This window comes from Metabacillus kandeliae (genome assembly GCF_021166585.1).
GTDB classification, from domain to species: domain Bacteria; phylum Bacillota; class Bacilli; order Bacillales; family Bacillaceae; genus Metabacillus_B; species Metabacillus_B kandeliae.
Genome location: NZ_JAJOZE010000020.1, coordinates 1 through 15,470 on the forward strand (window position 1 = coordinate 1; position 15,470 = coordinate 15,470).

20 protein-coding genes and 5 tRNA genes are annotated in these 15,470 nt (G+C 44.6%); 23 read left to right on the plus strand and 2 right to left on the minus strand.

Annotation, left to right across the window (positions count from 1 at the left end):
• From LRR81_RS20845 to LRR81_RS20855, 3 genes are all read left to right on the plus strand, one after another.
• Positions 1-195, plus strand: a 195-nt coding sequence (locus tag LRR81_RS20845; protein WP_231791350.1) for a hypothetical protein, incomplete at its 5' end; no start/stop codon positions are given.
• A gap of 180 nt (positions 196-375) precedes the next feature.
• Positions 376-855, plus strand: coding sequence for a PH domain-containing protein (locus LRR81_RS20850; RefSeq protein WP_231791368.1), 480 nt, complete (start codon positions 376-378; stop codon positions 853-855).
• Positions 845-2,347: a PH domain-containing protein gene (locus tag LRR81_RS20855; protein ID WP_231791351.1), complete on the plus strand. Its 1,503-nt coding sequence runs from the start codon at positions 845-847 to the stop codon at positions 2,345-2,347. The genes LRR81_RS20850 and LRR81_RS20855 overlap by 11 nt, the downstream gene beginning before the upstream one ends.
• Here the strand turns inward: LRR81_RS20855 and LRR81_RS20860 are convergent.
• Positions 2,274-2,882: a rhomboid family intramembrane serine protease gene (locus LRR81_RS20860; RefSeq protein ID WP_231791352.1), complete on the minus strand. Its 609-nt coding sequence runs from the start codon at positions 2,880-2,882 to the stop codon at positions 2,274-2,276. The two genes, LRR81_RS20855 and LRR81_RS20860, sit on opposite strands and share 74 nt — an antisense overlap.
• Before the next feature lie 75 nt (positions 2,883-2,957).
• Here LRR81_RS20860 and acpS point away from each other — a divergent pair, with 75 nt between their 5' ends.
• The 14 genes from acpS (at position 2,958) to LRR81_RS20930 (ending at position 13,943) form a co-directional block, all read left to right on the plus strand.
• Positions 2,958-3,326, plus strand: coding sequence for a holo-ACP synthase (gene acpS / locus LRR81_RS20865; RefSeq protein ID WP_231791353.1), 369 nt, complete (start codon positions 2,958-2,960; stop codon positions 3,324-3,326).
• Positions 3,327-3,452: 126 nt separating this feature from the next.
• Positions 3,453-4,475, plus strand: coding sequence for a LolA family protein (locus LRR81_RS20870; RefSeq protein WP_231791354.1), 1,023 nt, complete (start codon positions 3,453-3,455; stop codon positions 4,473-4,475).
• A 114-nt stretch (positions 4,476-4,589) separates the two neighbouring features.
• Positions 4,590-5,744 carry an alanine racemase gene (gene alr / locus LRR81_RS20875; protein ID WP_231791355.1) on the plus strand — a complete coding sequence of 385 codons (1,155 nt, stop codon included), beginning with the start codon at positions 4,590-4,592 and terminating at the stop codon, positions 5,742-5,744.
• A gap of 147 nt (positions 5,745-5,891) precedes the next feature.
• Positions 5,892-6,173, plus strand: a complete 282-nt coding sequence (locus tag LRR81_RS20880; protein WP_231791356.1) for a CopG family ribbon-helix-helix protein — start codon at positions 5,892-5,894, stop codon at positions 6,171-6,173.
• Between the two features lie 4 nt (positions 6,174-6,177).
• A complete protein-coding gene (ndoA, locus tag LRR81_RS20885; RefSeq protein WP_035404386.1) occupies positions 6,178-6,528 on the plus strand; it encodes a type II toxin-antitoxin system endoribonuclease NdoA in 351 nt (116 codons plus the stop codon).
• A 285-nt stretch (positions 6,529-6,813) separates the two neighbouring features.
• On the plus strand, positions 6,814-7,653 hold the full coding sequence (locus LRR81_RS20890; protein WP_231791357.1) for an STAS domain-containing protein: 840 nt from the start codon (positions 6,814-6,816) through the stop codon (positions 7,651-7,653).
• Positions 7,650-8,015 (plus strand): STAS domain-containing protein, encoded by a 366-nt coding sequence (locus tag LRR81_RS20895; RefSeq protein WP_231791358.1) that lies wholly within the window; start codon positions 7,650-7,652, stop codon positions 8,013-8,015. The genes LRR81_RS20890 and LRR81_RS20895 overlap by 4 nt, the downstream gene beginning before the upstream one ends.
• Before the next feature lie 3 nt (positions 8,016-8,018).
• A complete protein-coding gene (locus tag LRR81_RS20900; RefSeq protein WP_231791359.1) occupies positions 8,019-8,420 on the plus strand; it encodes an anti-sigma regulatory factor in 402 nt (133 codons plus the stop codon).
• Between the two features lie 11 nt (positions 8,421-8,431).
• Positions 8,432-9,439 (plus strand): PP2C family protein-serine/threonine phosphatase, encoded by a 1,008-nt coding sequence (locus LRR81_RS20905; protein ID WP_231791360.1) that lies wholly within the window; start codon positions 8,432-8,434, stop codon positions 9,437-9,439.
• A 68-nt stretch (positions 9,440-9,507) separates the two neighbouring features.
• Complete coding sequence (locus tag LRR81_RS20910) at positions 9,508-9,840, plus strand: anti-sigma factor antagonist (RefSeq protein WP_231791361.1); 333 nt, start codon at positions 9,508-9,510, stop codon at positions 9,838-9,840.
• Positions 9,837-10,319 (plus strand): anti-sigma B factor RsbW, encoded by a 483-nt coding sequence (rsbW, locus tag LRR81_RS20915; RefSeq protein ID WP_231791362.1) that lies wholly within the window; start codon positions 9,837-9,839, stop codon positions 10,317-10,319. Before LRR81_RS20910 ends, rsbW begins: the two co-directional genes overlap by 4 nt.
• Positions 10,285-11,076, plus strand: a complete 792-nt coding sequence (sigB, locus tag LRR81_RS20920; RefSeq protein WP_231791363.1) for an RNA polymerase sigma factor SigB — start codon at positions 10,285-10,287, stop codon at positions 11,074-11,076. The genes rsbW and sigB overlap by 35 nt, the downstream gene beginning before the upstream one ends.
• Complete coding sequence (locus LRR81_RS20925; RefSeq protein ID WP_231791364.1) at positions 11,073-11,672, plus strand: PP2C family serine/threonine-protein phosphatase; 600 nt, start codon at positions 11,073-11,075, stop codon at positions 11,670-11,672. Before sigB ends, LRR81_RS20925 begins: the two co-directional genes overlap by 4 nt.
• Positions 11,673-11,780: 108 nt before the next feature.
• A complete protein-coding gene (locus tag LRR81_RS20930) occupies positions 11,781-13,943 on the plus strand; it encodes a Tex family protein (protein ID WP_231791365.1) in 2,163 nt (720 codons plus the stop codon).
• A 14-nt stretch (positions 13,944-13,957) separates the two neighbouring features.
• Here the strand turns inward: LRR81_RS20930 and cmpA are convergent, their stop codons facing one another.
• A complete protein-coding gene (cmpA, locus tag LRR81_RS20935; protein WP_231791366.1) occupies positions 13,958-14,071 on the minus strand; it encodes a cortex morphogenetic protein CmpA in 114 nt (37 codons plus the stop codon).
• A 165-nt stretch (positions 14,072-14,236) separates the two neighbouring features.
• Here cmpA and LRR81_RS20940 point away from each other — a divergent pair, with 165 nt between their 5' ends.
• The 6 genes from LRR81_RS20940 (at position 14,237) to LRR81_RS20965 (ending at position 15,447) form a co-directional block, all read left to right on the plus strand.
• Positions 14,237-14,686, plus strand: a complete 450-nt coding sequence (locus tag LRR81_RS20940) for a SprT family protein (RefSeq protein WP_231791367.1) — start codon at positions 14,237-14,239, stop codon at positions 14,684-14,686.
• A gap of 132 nt (positions 14,687-14,818) precedes the next feature.
• A tRNA-Asn gene (locus tag LRR81_RS20945) sits at positions 14,819-14,893 on the plus strand.
• Between the two features lie 29 nt (positions 14,894-14,922).
• Positions 14,923-15,013 (plus strand) — tRNA-Ser (locus LRR81_RS20950).
• 13 nt (positions 15,014-15,026) lie between these two features.
• Positions 15,027-15,098 (plus strand) — tRNA-Glu (locus LRR81_RS20955).
• Between the two features lie 154 nt (positions 15,099-15,252).
• A tRNA-Val gene (locus tag LRR81_RS20960) sits at positions 15,253-15,328 on the plus strand.
• A 43-nt stretch (positions 15,329-15,371) separates the two neighbouring features.
• A tRNA-Asp gene (locus tag LRR81_RS20965) sits at positions 15,372-15,447 on the plus strand.
• Positions 15,448-15,470 lie beyond the last annotated feature (23 nt).

A 15,470-nucleotide genomic window follows, 5' to 3' on the forward strand; every position in this document is an offset into this window, starting at 1 on the left:
AAAAAAGCACCTTCTCTAAGCCATAATGCTAACAAAACAGCTCATTTTACTGGCAAATCAGCATCATTTTACGGAATCGACCTTCGATCAGCGCTTCAAAATGCCGTTTATATGCGGGTTCAGCGATTTTATTTGCAGCTTTCAAGAATTTATTTGCGGGTTAAAGAATTTTATATGCGGCTTTTGGAAATTTAAATGCAGGTTAAGCCCTTTATATGCAGGATCCAAAGAATCCATGCGACTCCCCTTGTTTATATGCAGGATCCAAATAACCAGTGCACCGGACCCCCTCCCCCCATCCAGAAAATCTCCCCCTCCAACCCTCTTTCCTTTATACTGGAAATAATACATACACAAGGAGTAAGGGGAATGGAATTGAGAGAGTCGCCGAAAAATCAGATTAGCAGGAGGGCGTTGACGGTTTGGCGGATTACTGGGTTTGTGGCCGGCCTTTTGTTTCTTGCTGCTGTTATTGGATTGAATGTTTTATTTGCGTATCAAGAGTGGCCGATGTGGGTGATAGCTGTTTTATACTTGCTTGCAGCCGTGTATCTTTTTTATGCGGCATGGCTAGTGCCGATGCTCCGGCACAGAGTATGGCGGTATGAGATTCATGAGCATGAGGTGGATCTTCAGTATGGCTTGTTTGTTGTGAGAAGGGTGATCATTCCAATGGTAAAGGTGCAGCATGTTGATACAAAGCAGGGTCCCCTGCTGAAAAAGTACGGCCTTGCTACTGTTGAAATAACAACGGCTGCTACAAAGCATGAGATACCGGCTCTTGGGGTGGCAGAGGCAGATGGGCTGCGGGACTTTATTTCAAGGCTTGCGAGGGTGACGGATGATGATGAATAAGCCAAAAAGGCTTCATCCGGCCGCTGTAATCTTAAATGTAGGGAAAATGATTAAGGAAATGATTATCCCGCTTGTGATTTTTCTGTTTTTTAACGGAAATAACGGGCTTTCTCCCGGCTGGAAATTTGCTGCTGCAGGAGGGATATTTGTTTTAATTCTTGTTTTCAGTATCCTTTCCTGGGTTCGGTTTACTTATAGAGTTGAAGATGGAGAGCTTCGAATTGAGAGCGGTATATTTGTCCAGAAAAAAAGATACATTCCGATTGATAGAATTCAAACGATCCATACAAGTGAAGGGCTTGTTCAGCAGCTTTTTGGTCTTGTGAAGCTTCAGGTTGAGACAGCTGGCGGGGGAAAGCAGGCTGAGGGTGAACTGAAGGCAATTCGGAAGAAAAATGCTGAAGAACTCCGCTCTGTGCTGAACAGGGATAAGCAGCAGGAAGAAGTTCTGGTGGAGGGAAGGGAGGAACAAACACATCCCGTTTTCCGCATCAGCAATAAGGAGCTTTTGATTGCAGCTTCAACGTCAAGCGGCATCGGAGTCATTCTGCCTGCTGCTTTTGCTCTTTATTCACAGGTGGATCAGCTGATTCCGTGGGACAGTCTTTTTAAAGAATTCAGCTTTTTGGCGAAAGCGGGTTTTGCTGTATATGCAGCAGGAATTTTGATTGGATTTTTCATTGTCTGGCTGATCAGCATGCTCGGCACGATTTTTAAATATACTTCTTTTAAAGCAGAACGGCGGGAGGACAAGTTATACATTTCAGGCGGTTTGCTTGAAAAAAACCAGATGACCATTCCGCTTTCCCGCATACAGGCGATCAAAGTAACAGAAGGGGTGCTGCGGGAGCCATTTGGGTATGCATCTGTGCAGCTAGTGACAGCAGGCAGCGGAAAAAAGGGAGAACCAGTGTCTGCCACTCTTTTCCCGATTGTGAAAAAAGAAAAAGTTTCAGAGCTGCTGAAGGAATTTGCTCCTTCCTACACCCTGCCTGACACTCTGAAGCATGCTGCGAAGAGGGCAAAAACCCGCTACGTGCTTCTTCCTTTAATCCCGGTGCTTTTGATTGCAGCATTAGCGGTTCTTCTTTTCAGGCCATGGGGGCTTCTCGCATTGCTGCTGCTCCCGGCTGCTTTGCTGTTTGGTTTGAAATGCCACAGGGACGCAGGTTATTCTATTGCTGGCCAACAGCTGTCGATTCAATCAAGAAGCCTAGGCAAAACAACAGCACTTCTTCAAAAAAGGCACATGCAGATTTTCAGAAGTGATCAATCGTTTTTTCAAAAGCGCAAAAACCTGGCATCCATTCACACTTCCGTCATTTCAGGCATGCTTGGCGCCCGCTTCTCCCTGTTTGGCACGGAGCTTCGGGATGCAATGGAGATCGAAAGCTGGTATTCCCGGAAGCCCGGCAGGACTATCGGCGCCTTAAAAAAAGAGGAGCAAGAGCCATTCCAGCCAAAAAGCCAAATACATGGGCCGCAATATTAATTTGACTGTATAAAAAAGAAGTCAGGAACCCGACAGCAAGGATGATGATCACCAGCTGTGAATTAGCTTTAGAAATAGCTTCTTTTCGAAAAAACGCCATATAGAGGAAGACGCCGAACAGTCCGAATATGGCTCCCGATGCACCGATATGGGAATACTCAAGAGGCTCAATAAAAAAGGTGGCGGCATTTGCCGTAACCCCGCAGAGAACATACAGCAGAAGGAATTTCCCCTTTTTTAAAGATACCTCAAGCGGCGGAGCGAAAATAATAAGCGAAACTGTATTGAAAAATAAATGGCTGAAGTTTGCATGCAGAAAGATCGGCGTGATGAGGCGCCACCATTCCCCTTCAGCAATGCCGAGGTTATATCCGTCAAGAGAAGCAAACAGGAACATCAGCGGCTGAGCCGGAACCAATAAAAGCAGGAACAAAACCAAGTGAATGAAACAAAGCGCGGAAACAGCTGGATATCTGGAAAGATAGACACGGAAGCTTTCTGTTCTTGTAAACAGAGAAGGATCCTCCTTTCGCACGATTATATTTCATCCTACGGGAAATCCAGCCGTTTTAGTACAGGCGCCAACAGTTTAAAAAGCAGGTGACAGCAAATGATCAAAGGCACGGGAATTGATTTGGTAGAAATTGAAAGAATCTCTGATGCGCAAAAACGGCAGCCCAGATTTTATAAAAGAATTTTGACTGAAAGCGAACAGAAGAAATATTTGCGCCTTAATGGAAGAAGGCAGGCGGAATATTTGGCGGGAAGGTTTGCTGCTAAAGAAGCTTTTGCAAAAGCCCTGGGGACAGGAATTGGAGAGGATTTAAGCTTTCAGGATGCTGAGACCTCAAATGATGATTCAGGGAAGCCTGTGATGCAGTCGAAAAAATGCAGCGGAGGCGAGAGAATTCATCTTTCCATTACTCATTCAAAGGAATTCGCTGCAGCGCAGGTAATAATTGAAAGCCTGTCATGCTAGTCTGCATATTGCCATCACCCTTCTCATATATTTGGTAATGCGATAGGGAGACAAGACGTCAGAGGGGCTTTTCTGATGCCCGCTTTGCATGCGCTCCCTTTTTCAAGGCCATATGAGATAAAGGGGTTGGAAAGGTTGAAGAAAAGCTTCGCTCTGATCGTAACAGTGCTGATGGCAGTGCTGGTAATGGCAGCATGCGGCAACAAGTCGCAGTCTGATGTTGTAAAAGGGCTGGACAAAAAGGTTGAAAGTCTGAACGGCTATAAGGCAGAAGCCAAAATGACGCTTCAGACGGGAAGTGAACCGCAGGTATACAACGTGGAGATCTGGCACAAGCAGCCTTCCTACTACCGTGTAAGCCTGAAAAGCGCGGATAAGGAACAAAGCCAGATGATTCTGCGGAATGACGAAGGTGTTTATGTCCTGACGCCTGCCTTGAACAAGAGCTTCCGTTTTCAAAGCGACTGGCCGAAAAACAGCAGCCAGGCATACTTGTTTGAATCATTGGTAAAGGATGTCATGGATGACAAGAAGCCGGTCTTCAAATCAACAGATTCCCACTACGTTTTTGAAACAAAAACCAACTATCAAAATAATAAAATGCTCCCTTTTCAAGAAATTTCCTTTAATAAAAACGATCTCTCGCCATCTGTTGTAAAAGTGATGGATCAGGACCGGAATCCTCTTGTAACGGTTGAATTCACAAAGTTCCAGTTTAATTCCTCTTTTGACAAAGACTCGTTTGATATGCATAAAAACATGTCGTTTGCGCTGCTGGATGTTCCGGCTAACGCTTCAGCCAATGCTGAGCCGTTTGCTGTAAAATACCCGCTTAGCCTGCCTGATAAAGTATCTTTGAAAACACAGAAGGAAATAAAAACAGAAAACGGTAAACGGGTGATTATGACCTTTGGCGGGAAAAAGGCTTTTACAATGATTCAGGAGCCTGCAGCAGTATCACCTCCGTCAGATGCTGCCACGCCGGTCAGCGGGACTCCTGCGGATCTCGGCTTTACGGTTGGCTCTCTGACCAAGAAGTCCATTTCGTGGACCAATAACCGCGTGCAGTACATGATTGCTTCTGAGAATTTAACACCTGATGAATTGATTTCGGTTGCTCGTTCTGTTCAAGGGCAGTCTGCCAAGTAACCTCTCCGGATGGCGGTGCCATCCGGTTTTTTTGTTCAGAACTCATTTGACAATCCTTGCTTTAAAGTTTGATAATCAATGATGGAGAAACTTTAGCGAGGAAGTGTCACATCGATGATTGAGGAACCATTTTACCGGGATACATGGGCTGAAATTAACCTTGATGCTATTCAGAATAACGTACGGAATATGAAAAAGCTTAGCGGGGAAAAGGTAAAAATTATAGCTGTGGTAAAAGCAAACGCTTATGGTCACGGATATGCAGAAGTAGCTGAAGCTGCGCTTGCAGCAGGTGCTGAAAGCTTGGCTGTGGCTTTTCTGGATGAAGGGCTGTACCTTCGCAGCGCCGGCATTAAAGCTCCCATTCTTGTTCTTGGAGCTGCGAGAGCGGGCGATGCTGCACTAGCCGCCGAGCACCAAATAGCTTTGACAGTATTTTCAGAGGAGTGGCTGAAAGAAGCGGCCTCCCATCTTCATGATAAAAAACTTTCCATTCATATAAAGCTCGATACAGGCATGGGCCGGCTTGGATTTACAGAAAAGGATGCACTTGACCGGTTCGCTGCGTATGCCGCTTCTGCAGAAAAGGTTGAAATTAAAGGAATATACACACATTTTGCCACTGCTGATGAATTGGATACAGGTTACTTTGAGAAACAGGCCGCACGGTTTGAAGAGCTCTTGGAAGGACTGCCTGCAGAAAACTGGCTTGTTCACTGTGCGAACAGCGCAGCAGGGCTCCGGTTTCCGGCAAAGCACTTTAATGCCGTCCGGCTCGGCATCTCCATGTACGGCCTAAGCCCATCAGCGGAAATGAAGAGCGAGCTCCCTTTTCCGCTGGAAGAAGCGCTCTCGCTGCACACAAGGATTGTGCAGGTGAAAAAGCTGAAAAAAGGGGAGAGCGTCAGCTACGGAGCCACTTTCACAGCCGAAGAGGATATGTGGGCAGGGACGCTGCCTGTCGGATATGCTGACGGCTGGATCCGAAAGCTGAAAGGGTCAGAAGTGCTGCTGAACGGAGAGAGGGTGCCGATTATCGGCAGAATCTGCATGGACCAATGCCTCATCAGGCTGCCCGGCGAAGTGAAGACGGGAGAGAAAGTGACATTAATCGGCAGACAGGGTGAAGCTTTTATTCCTGTTGATGAAATCGCAGAACGGCTTGAAACCATTAATTATGAAGTGACCTGTATGATGGCTGCGCGGGTTCCAAGAATGTATTTGAAAAACGGGAGTATAATGAAAGTGAAAAATTACCTTCTGAGCTAGATAATGAGAACTTGTATAAAAAAGATACCAGATTGTCTATAATATTGAAGAATTATTGCGAAAAATGGCTTTGCTTCCGATTTTTTTAATGTTATGATTGACTAGGAATGAATAACGGGTGTGTAAGTTTGTTGGAGGTGTGTGTTTGTGTCTGAGTCCAGCGCAACAACTGAAATTTTGATCCGCTTACCGCAGACATTAGTCTCAGAATTGGACGGTCTTGTAAAACAAGAAAACGGAAATCGAAGCGAGCTTATTTATCAAGCAACCAAAATGTATATTCGTGAGCGAAAGAAACGTCAGATCCGTGAATCCATGAGAAGAGGATACATGGAAATGGCCAAAATCAATCTGAATATTGCATCTGAAGCTTTTTTGGCAGAGTCTGAGGCTGACCACACTGTTGACCGCTTAGTAAGCGGGGGGTAATCCGTTGATAGTTAAGCGCGGCGACGTTTATTTTGCAGATTTATCTCCTGTTGTCGGCTCTGAACAAGGAGGCGTACGTCCGGTTTTAATTATTCAAAATGATATTGGTAACAGATTCAGTCCTACTGTCATTGTTGCTGCGATAACCGCTCAAATTCAAAAAGCAAAGCTTCCTACGCATGTGGAAATTGATGCAAAGCGTTATGGGTTTGAAAGAGACTCCGTTATACTACTGGAACAGATTCGAACAATTGACAAACAAAGATTGACAGACAAGATTACTCATCTTGATGATGAAATGATGGATAAGGTTGATGAAGCTCTGCAAATCAGCCTTGGTCTGATTGATTTTTAGTACACTGAATACTGTGCTGTAATTGAAACTGGAATACAGGCAGGCAACACAGAAATAGTTTAATACGCAATGTATAGGAAGGGAGTTGCAAGCAGCAGCTCCCTTTTTGCTGTAATGTTAGGATTGGAGCAGGCAGCTTTTAGGTGTCTGTATTTTTATATTACATTATAAGGAAGACGGAATATCGCCAGATTCCTTTTTTTTGTTTACGTAAATAGGTATAATGGTAAACAGGAGTAAAAATTTACAGGACAAGCAATCACCGCAGTTTAAGGAGGAAGCGCCATGAGCCGGCAATCCGGAAATCCGATTTTGGATTTCATTATGGAACATCAGGAAGATCTTATACAGCAGTGGACGCGAATACTGAAAGAAATAGATGATCGGAAAGTATCCAGCATGATTTCTGCTGCAGTATACGATCAGGTGGTCCGGGAATTTATTGACATTCTGATTCATTATCTGAGAAATCCGGATGACAAGCAAGAGGAACAATTAAATGAATTTTCATCAAAAGTCGTGCAGCTTGGCTGGTCGCTTCATTACATTGTTTCAAGCTTAAAAGAACTGAGCAGGCTGATTTATGACGGATTGACAGCTGAATCCTCTGATCAGGAAAAAATCGGTCTAGTGCATTTATTTGATAAACACTTTACACCCCTTACCTTTGAAGTGATCCATCACTACGCCTCTTCGTGGGAAAGGACGGTCACATTGCAAAGGGTTGCCCTTCAGGAGCTGTCCGCTCCTTTGATTCCGGTTTTTGATAATATCACGGTCATGCCGCTAATCGGCACGATTGATACGGAAAGGGCAAAACGGATTATGGAAAACCTTCTTCAGGGAGTAGTAAAACACAGAGCTGAGGTTGTTTTGATCGATATTACCGGAGTTCCTGTCGTTGACACAATGGTTGCGCATCATGTCATCCAGGCAGCGGAAGCGGTCAGGCTGGTAGGAGCAAAGTGCCTGCTTGTCGGCATCCGTCCTGAAATCGCGCAAACGATTGTGAATTTAGGAATTAACCTGGAGAAATTGATCACGAAAAATACACTGCAAAAAGGAATAGAAAGTGCTTTGGAAATGACAGACAGGAAAATTGTTTCAATGGGGGAATACCAGTGAGAACTCCGAGAATACCGATTCTAAAATTAAAAAATTGCCTGCTTGTTTCCATTCAATGGGAGCTTGATGACCAGACGGCGCTCCAGTTTCAAGAAGATCTTCTTCAGAAGATCCACGAAACAGGCGCTAACGGAGTCGTCATTGACCTGACATCTGTAGATGTAATAGATTCCTTTATTGCAAAGGTAATAGGCGACGTTATCAGTATGTCTAAGCTGATGGGAGCAAAAGTGGTGCTGACAGGCATTCAGCCGGCTGTAGCTATTACACTGATCGAACTTGGAATCCATTTAGAGGATGTGGAAACAGCATTAGATCTTGAAAAAGGGCTTGAGTCATTACAGCAGGAATTGGGGGACTAATTTATGGATAACCAATCCTGTGTAAAGATTGTCACTGAGTGGGACATCGTGGCAGCCCGCCAGCTGGGACGAAATGTCGCAAAGGAGCTCGGTTTTGGCACAGTTGACCAGGCAAGAATAACTACTGCCATTTCTGAACTCGCAAGAAACATTTATTTATATGCCGGACAAGGCCAAATTTGCATTGAACGAATCAGCGAATTCGGCAGACAGGGTTTAAAAATTATAGCCATAGACAACGGCCCGGGAATCCCTGACATCCGCAAGGTAATGGAAGATGGATTCTCCACTTCCGGCGGACTTGGTGCGGGGTTGCCCGGCGTAAAACGCCTGATGGATGAGTTTAATATCCATTCAAGCAAGGGAGAGGGTACCGATATCCAAGCGGTTAAATGGCTTCGCTAGGAGGAAGCTTAATGGAATTCCAGGAAATTTTCGAACGGAAATATAGAGAGTTACTGAATAACTATATAAATGAGTTAACGGAAACGGCCCTCTATCAAGGACAGAAATTCAGCAGGAAAACAATCGAACAGCAGATTCCTCCGGAGGAGATTGTCAGCATCCACCGAAAAGTATTGCAGGATCTTTTTCCTGACATTCAGCAGGATATTCTTCACTCTCTTGATTTTTTGCTGGAGGTCATGATCGGTTATGGACTGGCTTATCAGGAACATCAGATTCTGCGGGATAAACAGCAGGAGATAAAATCTGAAATTGAGATTGCCGCAAATGTGCAGCAGACGCTGCTGGAAACATCTGTGCCTGAAGCTGAAGGCCTTGATATCGGGGCAGTCAGCATTCCGTCCAAGCAGATGAACGGGGATTACTATCATTTTGTGCAGGACAAAAACGGCGTCAGCATAGCCCTGGCTGATGTTATCGGCAAAGGCATCCCGGCAGCTCTTTGTATGTCCATGATCAAATACGCGATGGACAGTCTGCCTGAATCAAGGAAATACCCGAACCAAGTGCTGGAAAATTTAAACAGTGTTGTGGAGCAGAACGTTGATCCAAGCATGTTTATTACCATGTTTTACGGTAAGTATGATACAGAAAGCCACATGTTTAATTACGCGTCAGCGGGACATGAACCTGGCTTTCATTTTTCTCATGCAGAGGAATTGTTTTCAGACCTTGATGCTAAAGGACTCGTGCTTGGGATTGATCAAAATGTAAAATACAGCCAGTTTGAAAAAAGAATAGATCCCGGTGATATGATTGTTCTGTTTTCCGATGGCGTTTCCGAAACGCGCGGGGAAGACGGATTTATCGAAAGATCCTATATTACGGACAGGATAAAGGAATATATGCACCTTCCTGCCCAGCAGATTGCGGAGAAAATTTACCAGGATTTCCTCCAGATGCAGGATTTTCAGCTAAGGGATGATTTTACCTTTATTATTATCCGCAGAAATGTTTAGGCTTTTTAAGCAGCGGGAAAAGAATAGATAGTATATAACGCAATTTAATGTTTCCGAGGTGAAATGATATGAATTTGCAAACCGTAACGAGAGAAGATAATGACCAAATTAAAGTCAGCGTAGCTGGCGAAATAGATGCCTTTACAGCACCAAAGCTAAGAGAAGAACTGATGCCTCTTGCCGATCGGGAGAACGTCAGCCTTGTGATTTCTCTTAAAGATGTTTCCTATATGGACAGTACAGGCCTTGGCGTTTTTGTCGGCCTATTGAAGGCCGTCCGCAGGAATAACGGCAAGCTTCAGCTTGTAGAATTATCAGACCGGCTTTCAAGACTGTTCGGCATAACTGGGCTAAATGACATCATTGATATTTCTTCAAAAGCGGAGGATGGTGTGCAATGAATCCATTAGTTGATTATGTGGAAATGAAAATTCCGGCCAAACCCGAGTATGTTGGCATCGTACGCCTGACACTCTCGGGGATCGCAAGCCGAATGGGCTATACGTATGATGAAATTGAAGATTTGAAAATTGCGACTAGCGAAGCATGTACAAATGCCGTGCAGCACGCTTATAAAAACGTTCAAAAAGGCGAAGTAACGATTGGCTATGCCATCTATGAAGACAGGCTGGAAGTCGTCGTTTCTGATAAGGGCCAGAGCTTTAATTTTGAACAGAAAAAGAGCGAGCTTGGACCCTATTCTTCCTCTTCCCAAGTTGACTCTCTTTCGGAAGGAGGGCTTGGCTTATATTTAATGGAAGCCCTCATGGATGAGGTCAGAGTTCAAATAGACGAAGGCGTAACAGTCTATTTAACAAAGCTTTTAAACGGGGAGCGGGTGAAGAATGACACAGCCGTCACAAACTACGAAGCTAACTAAAGAAGAAGTTAACGACCTAATAAAAACCTACCAGGAAAGCCAGGACGATGCGGCTCAAACTTCACTTGTAAAGCACTATGCAAGCCTTGTGGAAACATTGGCAAAGAAATATTCCAAGGGGAAGAGCTTTCATGAAGATTTGATGCAGGTCGGCATGATCGGTCTCCTGGGAGCTATCAGAAGGTTTGATCCGTCAGTCGGCAAATCATTTGAAGCTTTCGCGATCCCGACAATCATCGGCGAAATCAAAAGATTTCTGCGCGATAAAACTTGGAGTGTTCATGTTCCGCGGAGGATTAAAGAGCTTGGTCCGAAAATTAAGTCAGCTGTCGATGAACTGACAAATGCTTACCAAAGATCACCTCAAGTGTTTGAAATAGCAGACCATTTAGGGGTTACGGAAGAAGAAGTGCTTGAAACGATGGAGATGGGGAAAAGCTACCAGGCTCTTTCTGTTGACCATTCTATTGAGGCTGATTCAGATGGAAGCACGGTCACAATTCTTGATATTGTCGGTTCAAGAGAAGAAGGCTATGAAAAGGTTAATCAGCGAATGATGCTTGAAAGTGTGCTCCATGTTCTGACGGAACGGGAAAAGCAGATTATTCAGCTGACCTATATAGAAAACAAAAGCCAGAAGGAAACTGGCGAAGAACTTGAGATATCACAGATGCATGTTTCCAGACTGCAAAGAAGAGCCATTCATAAACTCCGGGAAGCACTTGCTGCAGATAAATCCATGGAGTTGTATCAATGATTGATATTGAATCAAACAGCCATGTGCATGCTTTGGCTTTTCAGCTGAAAAAGCAAGGAAAGTCACTGTGCGGGGACAGCTTTACAATGGTGACAACCGATGATTATTTTATTTGCGCTGTTTCAGATGGGCTGGGAAGCGGTGAACTTGCCCATGAATCATCAGAGGCAGTCAGCCGAATTGTAAATGAACATCACGAGGAAGATGTAGGATCGCTTTTCCGCAGGGCTAATGAAGCTTTAAAGCATAAACGCGGAGCTACTGTGTCTATTTTTAAAGTGGATTTCAGCACGAAGCAATTCACCTATGCTTCTGTCGGAAATGTCCGATTTGTTCTTTACAGTCCTTCAGACAGATTTGTCTACCCGCTCCCTGTGCTTGGCTATATGTCGGGAAAACCGCAAAAGTATAAGGTGCACACCTATTCTTATGAACCGGGTTCTAAATTTATTGTCCATACAGACGGACTGCAGGTTCCTGGAGTGAAATCTCTTCTCAAAAACAATCGTTCTGTCGAAGATATTTCAGAATCTCTTGAAATATATACTCATGCCAGGATGGATGATCTCACTTATATTGTCGGTCAGCTTTTGTAAAGAAAAGTTGGTCGGCATTTTTGTGTTTTCGAGGTTTAAACCTTTTGGGCTGAAAAGGTCAATATCTGTTAAAATGAAAAGCAGGCAACTGGAACTGGGGGTTTTGGAATGGAAAATCAAAACACTTTAATACTGAATCAAATAACGGAAGAAATGAAAGTCAGTACAAAGCAAATTCAAAATGTAATCAGCCTTCTGGAAGAAGGAAATACGGTCCCGTTTATCGCACGTTATCGAAAAGAACAAACGGGTGCCCTTGATGAGGTGCAAATTAGAGACATCTCAGAAAAATGGCAATATCAGCTGAATTTAAGAGACCGCAAAGAAGAAGTTATCAGGCTTATTGAAGAACAGGGCAAGCTGACTGATGAGCTCAAAAGCAAAATCGAAGCTTCTTTAAAGCTGCAGCAAGTCGAGGATCTCTACAGGCCCTACAGGCAAAAAAGAAGAACAAAAGCAACAATTGCGAAAGAAAAAGGACTGGAGCCGCTGGCAGACTGGATTTATACTTTTCCTGCTTCTGGTTCTCTTGAACAAAAAGCTTCTGAATATATAAGCGAAGAAAAAGAAGTACATACAGCAGAAGAAGCGATCCAGGGTGCAAAAGACATTTTGGCGGAGCGGCTGGCAGATGTTCCGAAATACCGGCAGTGGATACGCGAAGAAACATTCAAACATGGAAAAATCACTTCTGTTTCTAAAAATGAAGAAAAAGATGAGAAGAAAGTTTACGAAATGTACTATGAATATGAAGAGCCTGTTCAAAAGGTGGTTCCTCATCGCGTTCTTGCCATGAACAGAGGGGAAAAAGAGGATATCATCCGGGTTTCTGTTGAGCCGCCTGCTGAGCGAATTCTGCAGTATCTTGAGAGAAATGAATTTAAAAACAGGAGAACTGTTGTAAAAGATGCCCTTACAGATATTATTCAAGATGCCTATAAGAGGCTGATTGAACCGGCGGTTGAAAGAGAAATCCGCAAAGAATTGACAGAAAAGGCAGACGAGCAGGCCATTCATATTTTCTCGGAAAACCTGCGGAATCTGCTTCTGCAGCCGCCGCTGAAAGGGAAGCTCGTCCTTGGCGTTGACCCCGCATACAGAACAGGCTGCAAGCTCGCAGCAGTGGATGAAACAGGGAAGGTTCTTCATATAGGAGTCATTTATCCCCATCCGCCTGTGAACAAGCGAGCCGAGGCAGTGAAAACGGTCAAAGAACTGATTGAAAAATATAAAATTGAAGTCATCGCGATCGGGAATGGAACTGCTTCAAGGGAGACAGAGCAATTTATTGCCGACACCATTAAAGAAGTGAAGCGGGAACTTTATTATCTTATCGTCAATGAGGCTGGTGCGAGTGTCTATTCTGCCTCAGATATTGCAAGGGAAGAATTTCCGGATTACAAGGTGGAAGAACGGAGTGCTGTCTCCATTGCGCGCCGTCTCCAGGATCCGCTTGCTGAGCTTGTTAAAATAGATCCTAAATCAGTCGGTGTGGGCCAATACCAGCATGACGTCAGCCAGAAGAATTTAAATGATTCACTGTCATTTGTGGTGGAAACGGTTGTTAACCAAGTTGGAGTAAATGTGAATACCGCTTCACCGGCACTGCTTCAATATGTAGCTGGCTTGAGTAAAACCGTTGCCGGCAATATCGTGAAAAAGCGCGAAGAACTCGGCAAATTTACCGACCGCAAACAGCTGAAGGGCATTCCGCGCCTAGGGGCTAAAACCTATGAGCAATGCATAGGGTTCCTCAGGGTAATGGATGGAAGCCAGCCGCTTGACCGAACAGGGATTCACCCGGAAAGCTATAAAGAAGTAGAAGCTCTTCTGGACAAGCTGGATGCAGATTCACACAAATTGGGGAGCGAAGACCTGAAGGAGAAAATTAAAGCGCTGGATTTAAAAGAAGCTGCCGCTCAATATGAAATCGGCGAGCTGACTCTGAAAGATATTTGCGATGCTCTGATCCGTCCAGGTAGAGATCCTCGGGATGAAGTAGCAAAACCGCTGCTGAAAAAAGAAGTGCTAAAGCTCGAAGACTTAAATCCTGGGATGGAGCTGCAGGGAACAGTGCGTAACGTCGTCGACTTTGGAGCGTTTGTGGACATCGGCGTCAAACAGGACGGGCTTGTGCACATTTCCAAGCTGAGCCATTCATTTGTTAAGCACCCTCTTGATGTTGTGGCAGTTGGAGACATTGTCACAGTGTGGGTGGATTCTGTCGATCTGAACAAGGGAAGAGTAGCCCTCACAATGGTGAAGCAATAAAGAAGAAACACTGCCTATGAGCAGTGTTTTTTTCTGTAAAAATACCAGCACTGGTTCAATAGCTTTATCTGATAGGAGTTTTTCTCGAGATAAGCGCGCATTAACTGATTTTTTAGCCATGAAGGCATTGCCCGCACCTCCTTAAACGCTATAATGGTATATGGGTATTACCTAATGTATGCTTTAGGAAAATGTCCCGTTCAAAAATTCTGCATGCCTAGGCATGAATGAAAAATAAAATTCTGGCAAAAGACTAAACGAAATCTGCCTTTCTTACTAAAGAGGTGTTCACCATGACGGCACAAAAACTGCAGGAACTTGTTGAAGAAATTTCAAAAGTTCATTTTAATAAATCATTCAGCCATACAGCCCGATTTAATCCGAGGCTTAGAACAACAGGCGGAAGATACTTGCTTGTCTCACACGATATTGAAATTAATCCGAAATATCTGGAGGAACATGGACTTGATGAGGTGATCGGCATCATTAAACATGAATTATGTCATTACCATCTCCATCTGGAAGGGAAGGGCTACAAGCATAGAGACAAGGATTTTAGAGAGCTGCTGGAAGAAGTAAAGGCTCCCAGGTTCTGTACACCGCTTGTAAGCAGCAAGACGGAAAGAAAAACCTATTCCTATAAATGCACAGCCTGCTCTATGCAGTTCATCCGCAAAAAGAGGATGAACACGCTCCGCTATGTTTGCGGAAAATGCGGCGGGAAAATAAAACACAGTAATTAGCAGTTGACTAAACCACCGGCGTGTGATAAATTATAAAAGCCGTCGTAAGAGATAAGCGGCAAAACAAGAATTTTTCAACTGAACATTGACAGACTTTAAAGAAGTGGTTATACTAAAGAAAGTCTGCTTTATTCCGCAGTAGCTCAGTGGTAGAGCTATCGGCTGTTAACCGATCGGTCGCAGGTTCGAGTCCTGCCTGCGGAGCCATTACACATCTTGGACAAGCATAAAATGATGGGGAAGTACTCAAGTGGCTGAAGAGGCGCCCCTGCTAAGGGTGTAGGTCGCGTAAGCGGCGCGAGGGTTCAAATCCCTCCTTCTCCGCCATTATTTTAATTACGGCCCCTTGGTCAAGCGGTTAAGACACCGCCCTTTCACGGCGGTAACACGGGTTCGAATCCCGTAGGGGTCATTCACTTTTTTTAAGTAAAGAGAATCAGGGTTACGAGAAGCAAGCAGACCTAGGAATCGAACGAGTGAGCGCCGGAGCGTACGTTAGTACGTGAGGATAGCGAGTGAGTGAAGATGACAACGGAATGCGCCGCTTATCGGAAGCCGTAACTATTGGAGGATTAGCTCAGCTGGGAGAGCATCTGCCTTACAAGCAGAGGGTCGGCGGTTCGATCCCGTCATCCTCCACCAGTCAGACAGATCAGCTGAAGACAGCAGAGCTGCTGCTACATAAGGTCCCGTGGTGTAGCGGTTAACATGCCTGCCTGTCACGCAGGAGATCGCCGGTTCGATCCCGGTCGGGACCGCCATTATCTTAAACTAGTAAAATTAT

What these genes read in the sequence shown, in the direction of transcription:
- LRR81_RS20855 (WP_231791351.1), top strand. Translation starts at nt 845, where the DNA reads ATGATGAATAAGCCAAAAAGGCTTCATCCGGCCGCTGTAATCTTAAAT.
- acpS (WP_231791353.1), top strand. Translation starts at nt 2,958, where the DNA reads ATGATCAAAGGCACGGGAATTGATTTGGTAGAAATTGAAAGAATCTCT.
- alr (WP_231791355.1), top strand. Translation starts at nt 4,590, where the DNA reads ATGATTGAGGAACCATTTTACCGGGATACATGGGCTGAAATTAACCTT.
- LRR81_RS20890 (WP_231791357.1), top strand. Translation starts at nt 6,814, where the DNA reads ATGAGCCGGCAATCCGGAAATCCGATTTTGGATTTCATTATGGAACAT.
- LRR81_RS20900 (WP_231791359.1), top strand. Translation starts at nt 8,019, where the DNA reads ATGGATAACCAATCCTGTGTAAAGATTGTCACTGAGTGGGACATCGTG.
- LRR81_RS20905 (WP_231791360.1), top strand. Translation starts at nt 8,432, where the DNA reads ATGGAATTCCAGGAAATTTTCGAACGGAAATATAGAGAGTTACTGAAT.
- LRR81_RS20910 (WP_231791361.1), top strand. Translation starts at nt 9,508, where the DNA reads ATGAATTTGCAAACCGTAACGAGAGAAGATAATGACCAAATTAAAGTC.
- rsbW (WP_231791362.1), top strand. Translation starts at nt 9,837, where the DNA reads ATGAATCCATTAGTTGATTATGTGGAAATGAAAATTCCGGCCAAACCC.
- sigB (WP_231791363.1), top strand. Translation starts at nt 10,285, where the DNA reads ATGACACAGCCGTCACAAACTACGAAGCTAACTAAAGAAGAAGTTAAC.
- LRR81_RS20925 (WP_231791364.1), top strand. Translation starts at nt 11,073, where the DNA reads ATGATTGATATTGAATCAAACAGCCATGTGCATGCTTTGGCTTTTCAG.
- LRR81_RS20930 (WP_231791365.1), top strand. Translation starts at nt 11,781, where the DNA reads ATGGAAAATCAAAACACTTTAATACTGAATCAAATAACGGAAGAAATG.
- cmpA (WP_231791366.1), bottom strand. Translation starts at nt 14,071, where the DNA reads ATGCCTTCATGGCTAAAAAATCAGTTAATGCGCGCTTATCTCGAGAAA.
- LRR81_RS20940 (WP_231791367.1), top strand. Translation starts at nt 14,237, where the DNA reads ATGACGGCACAAAAACTGCAGGAACTTGTTGAAGAAATTTCAAAAGTT.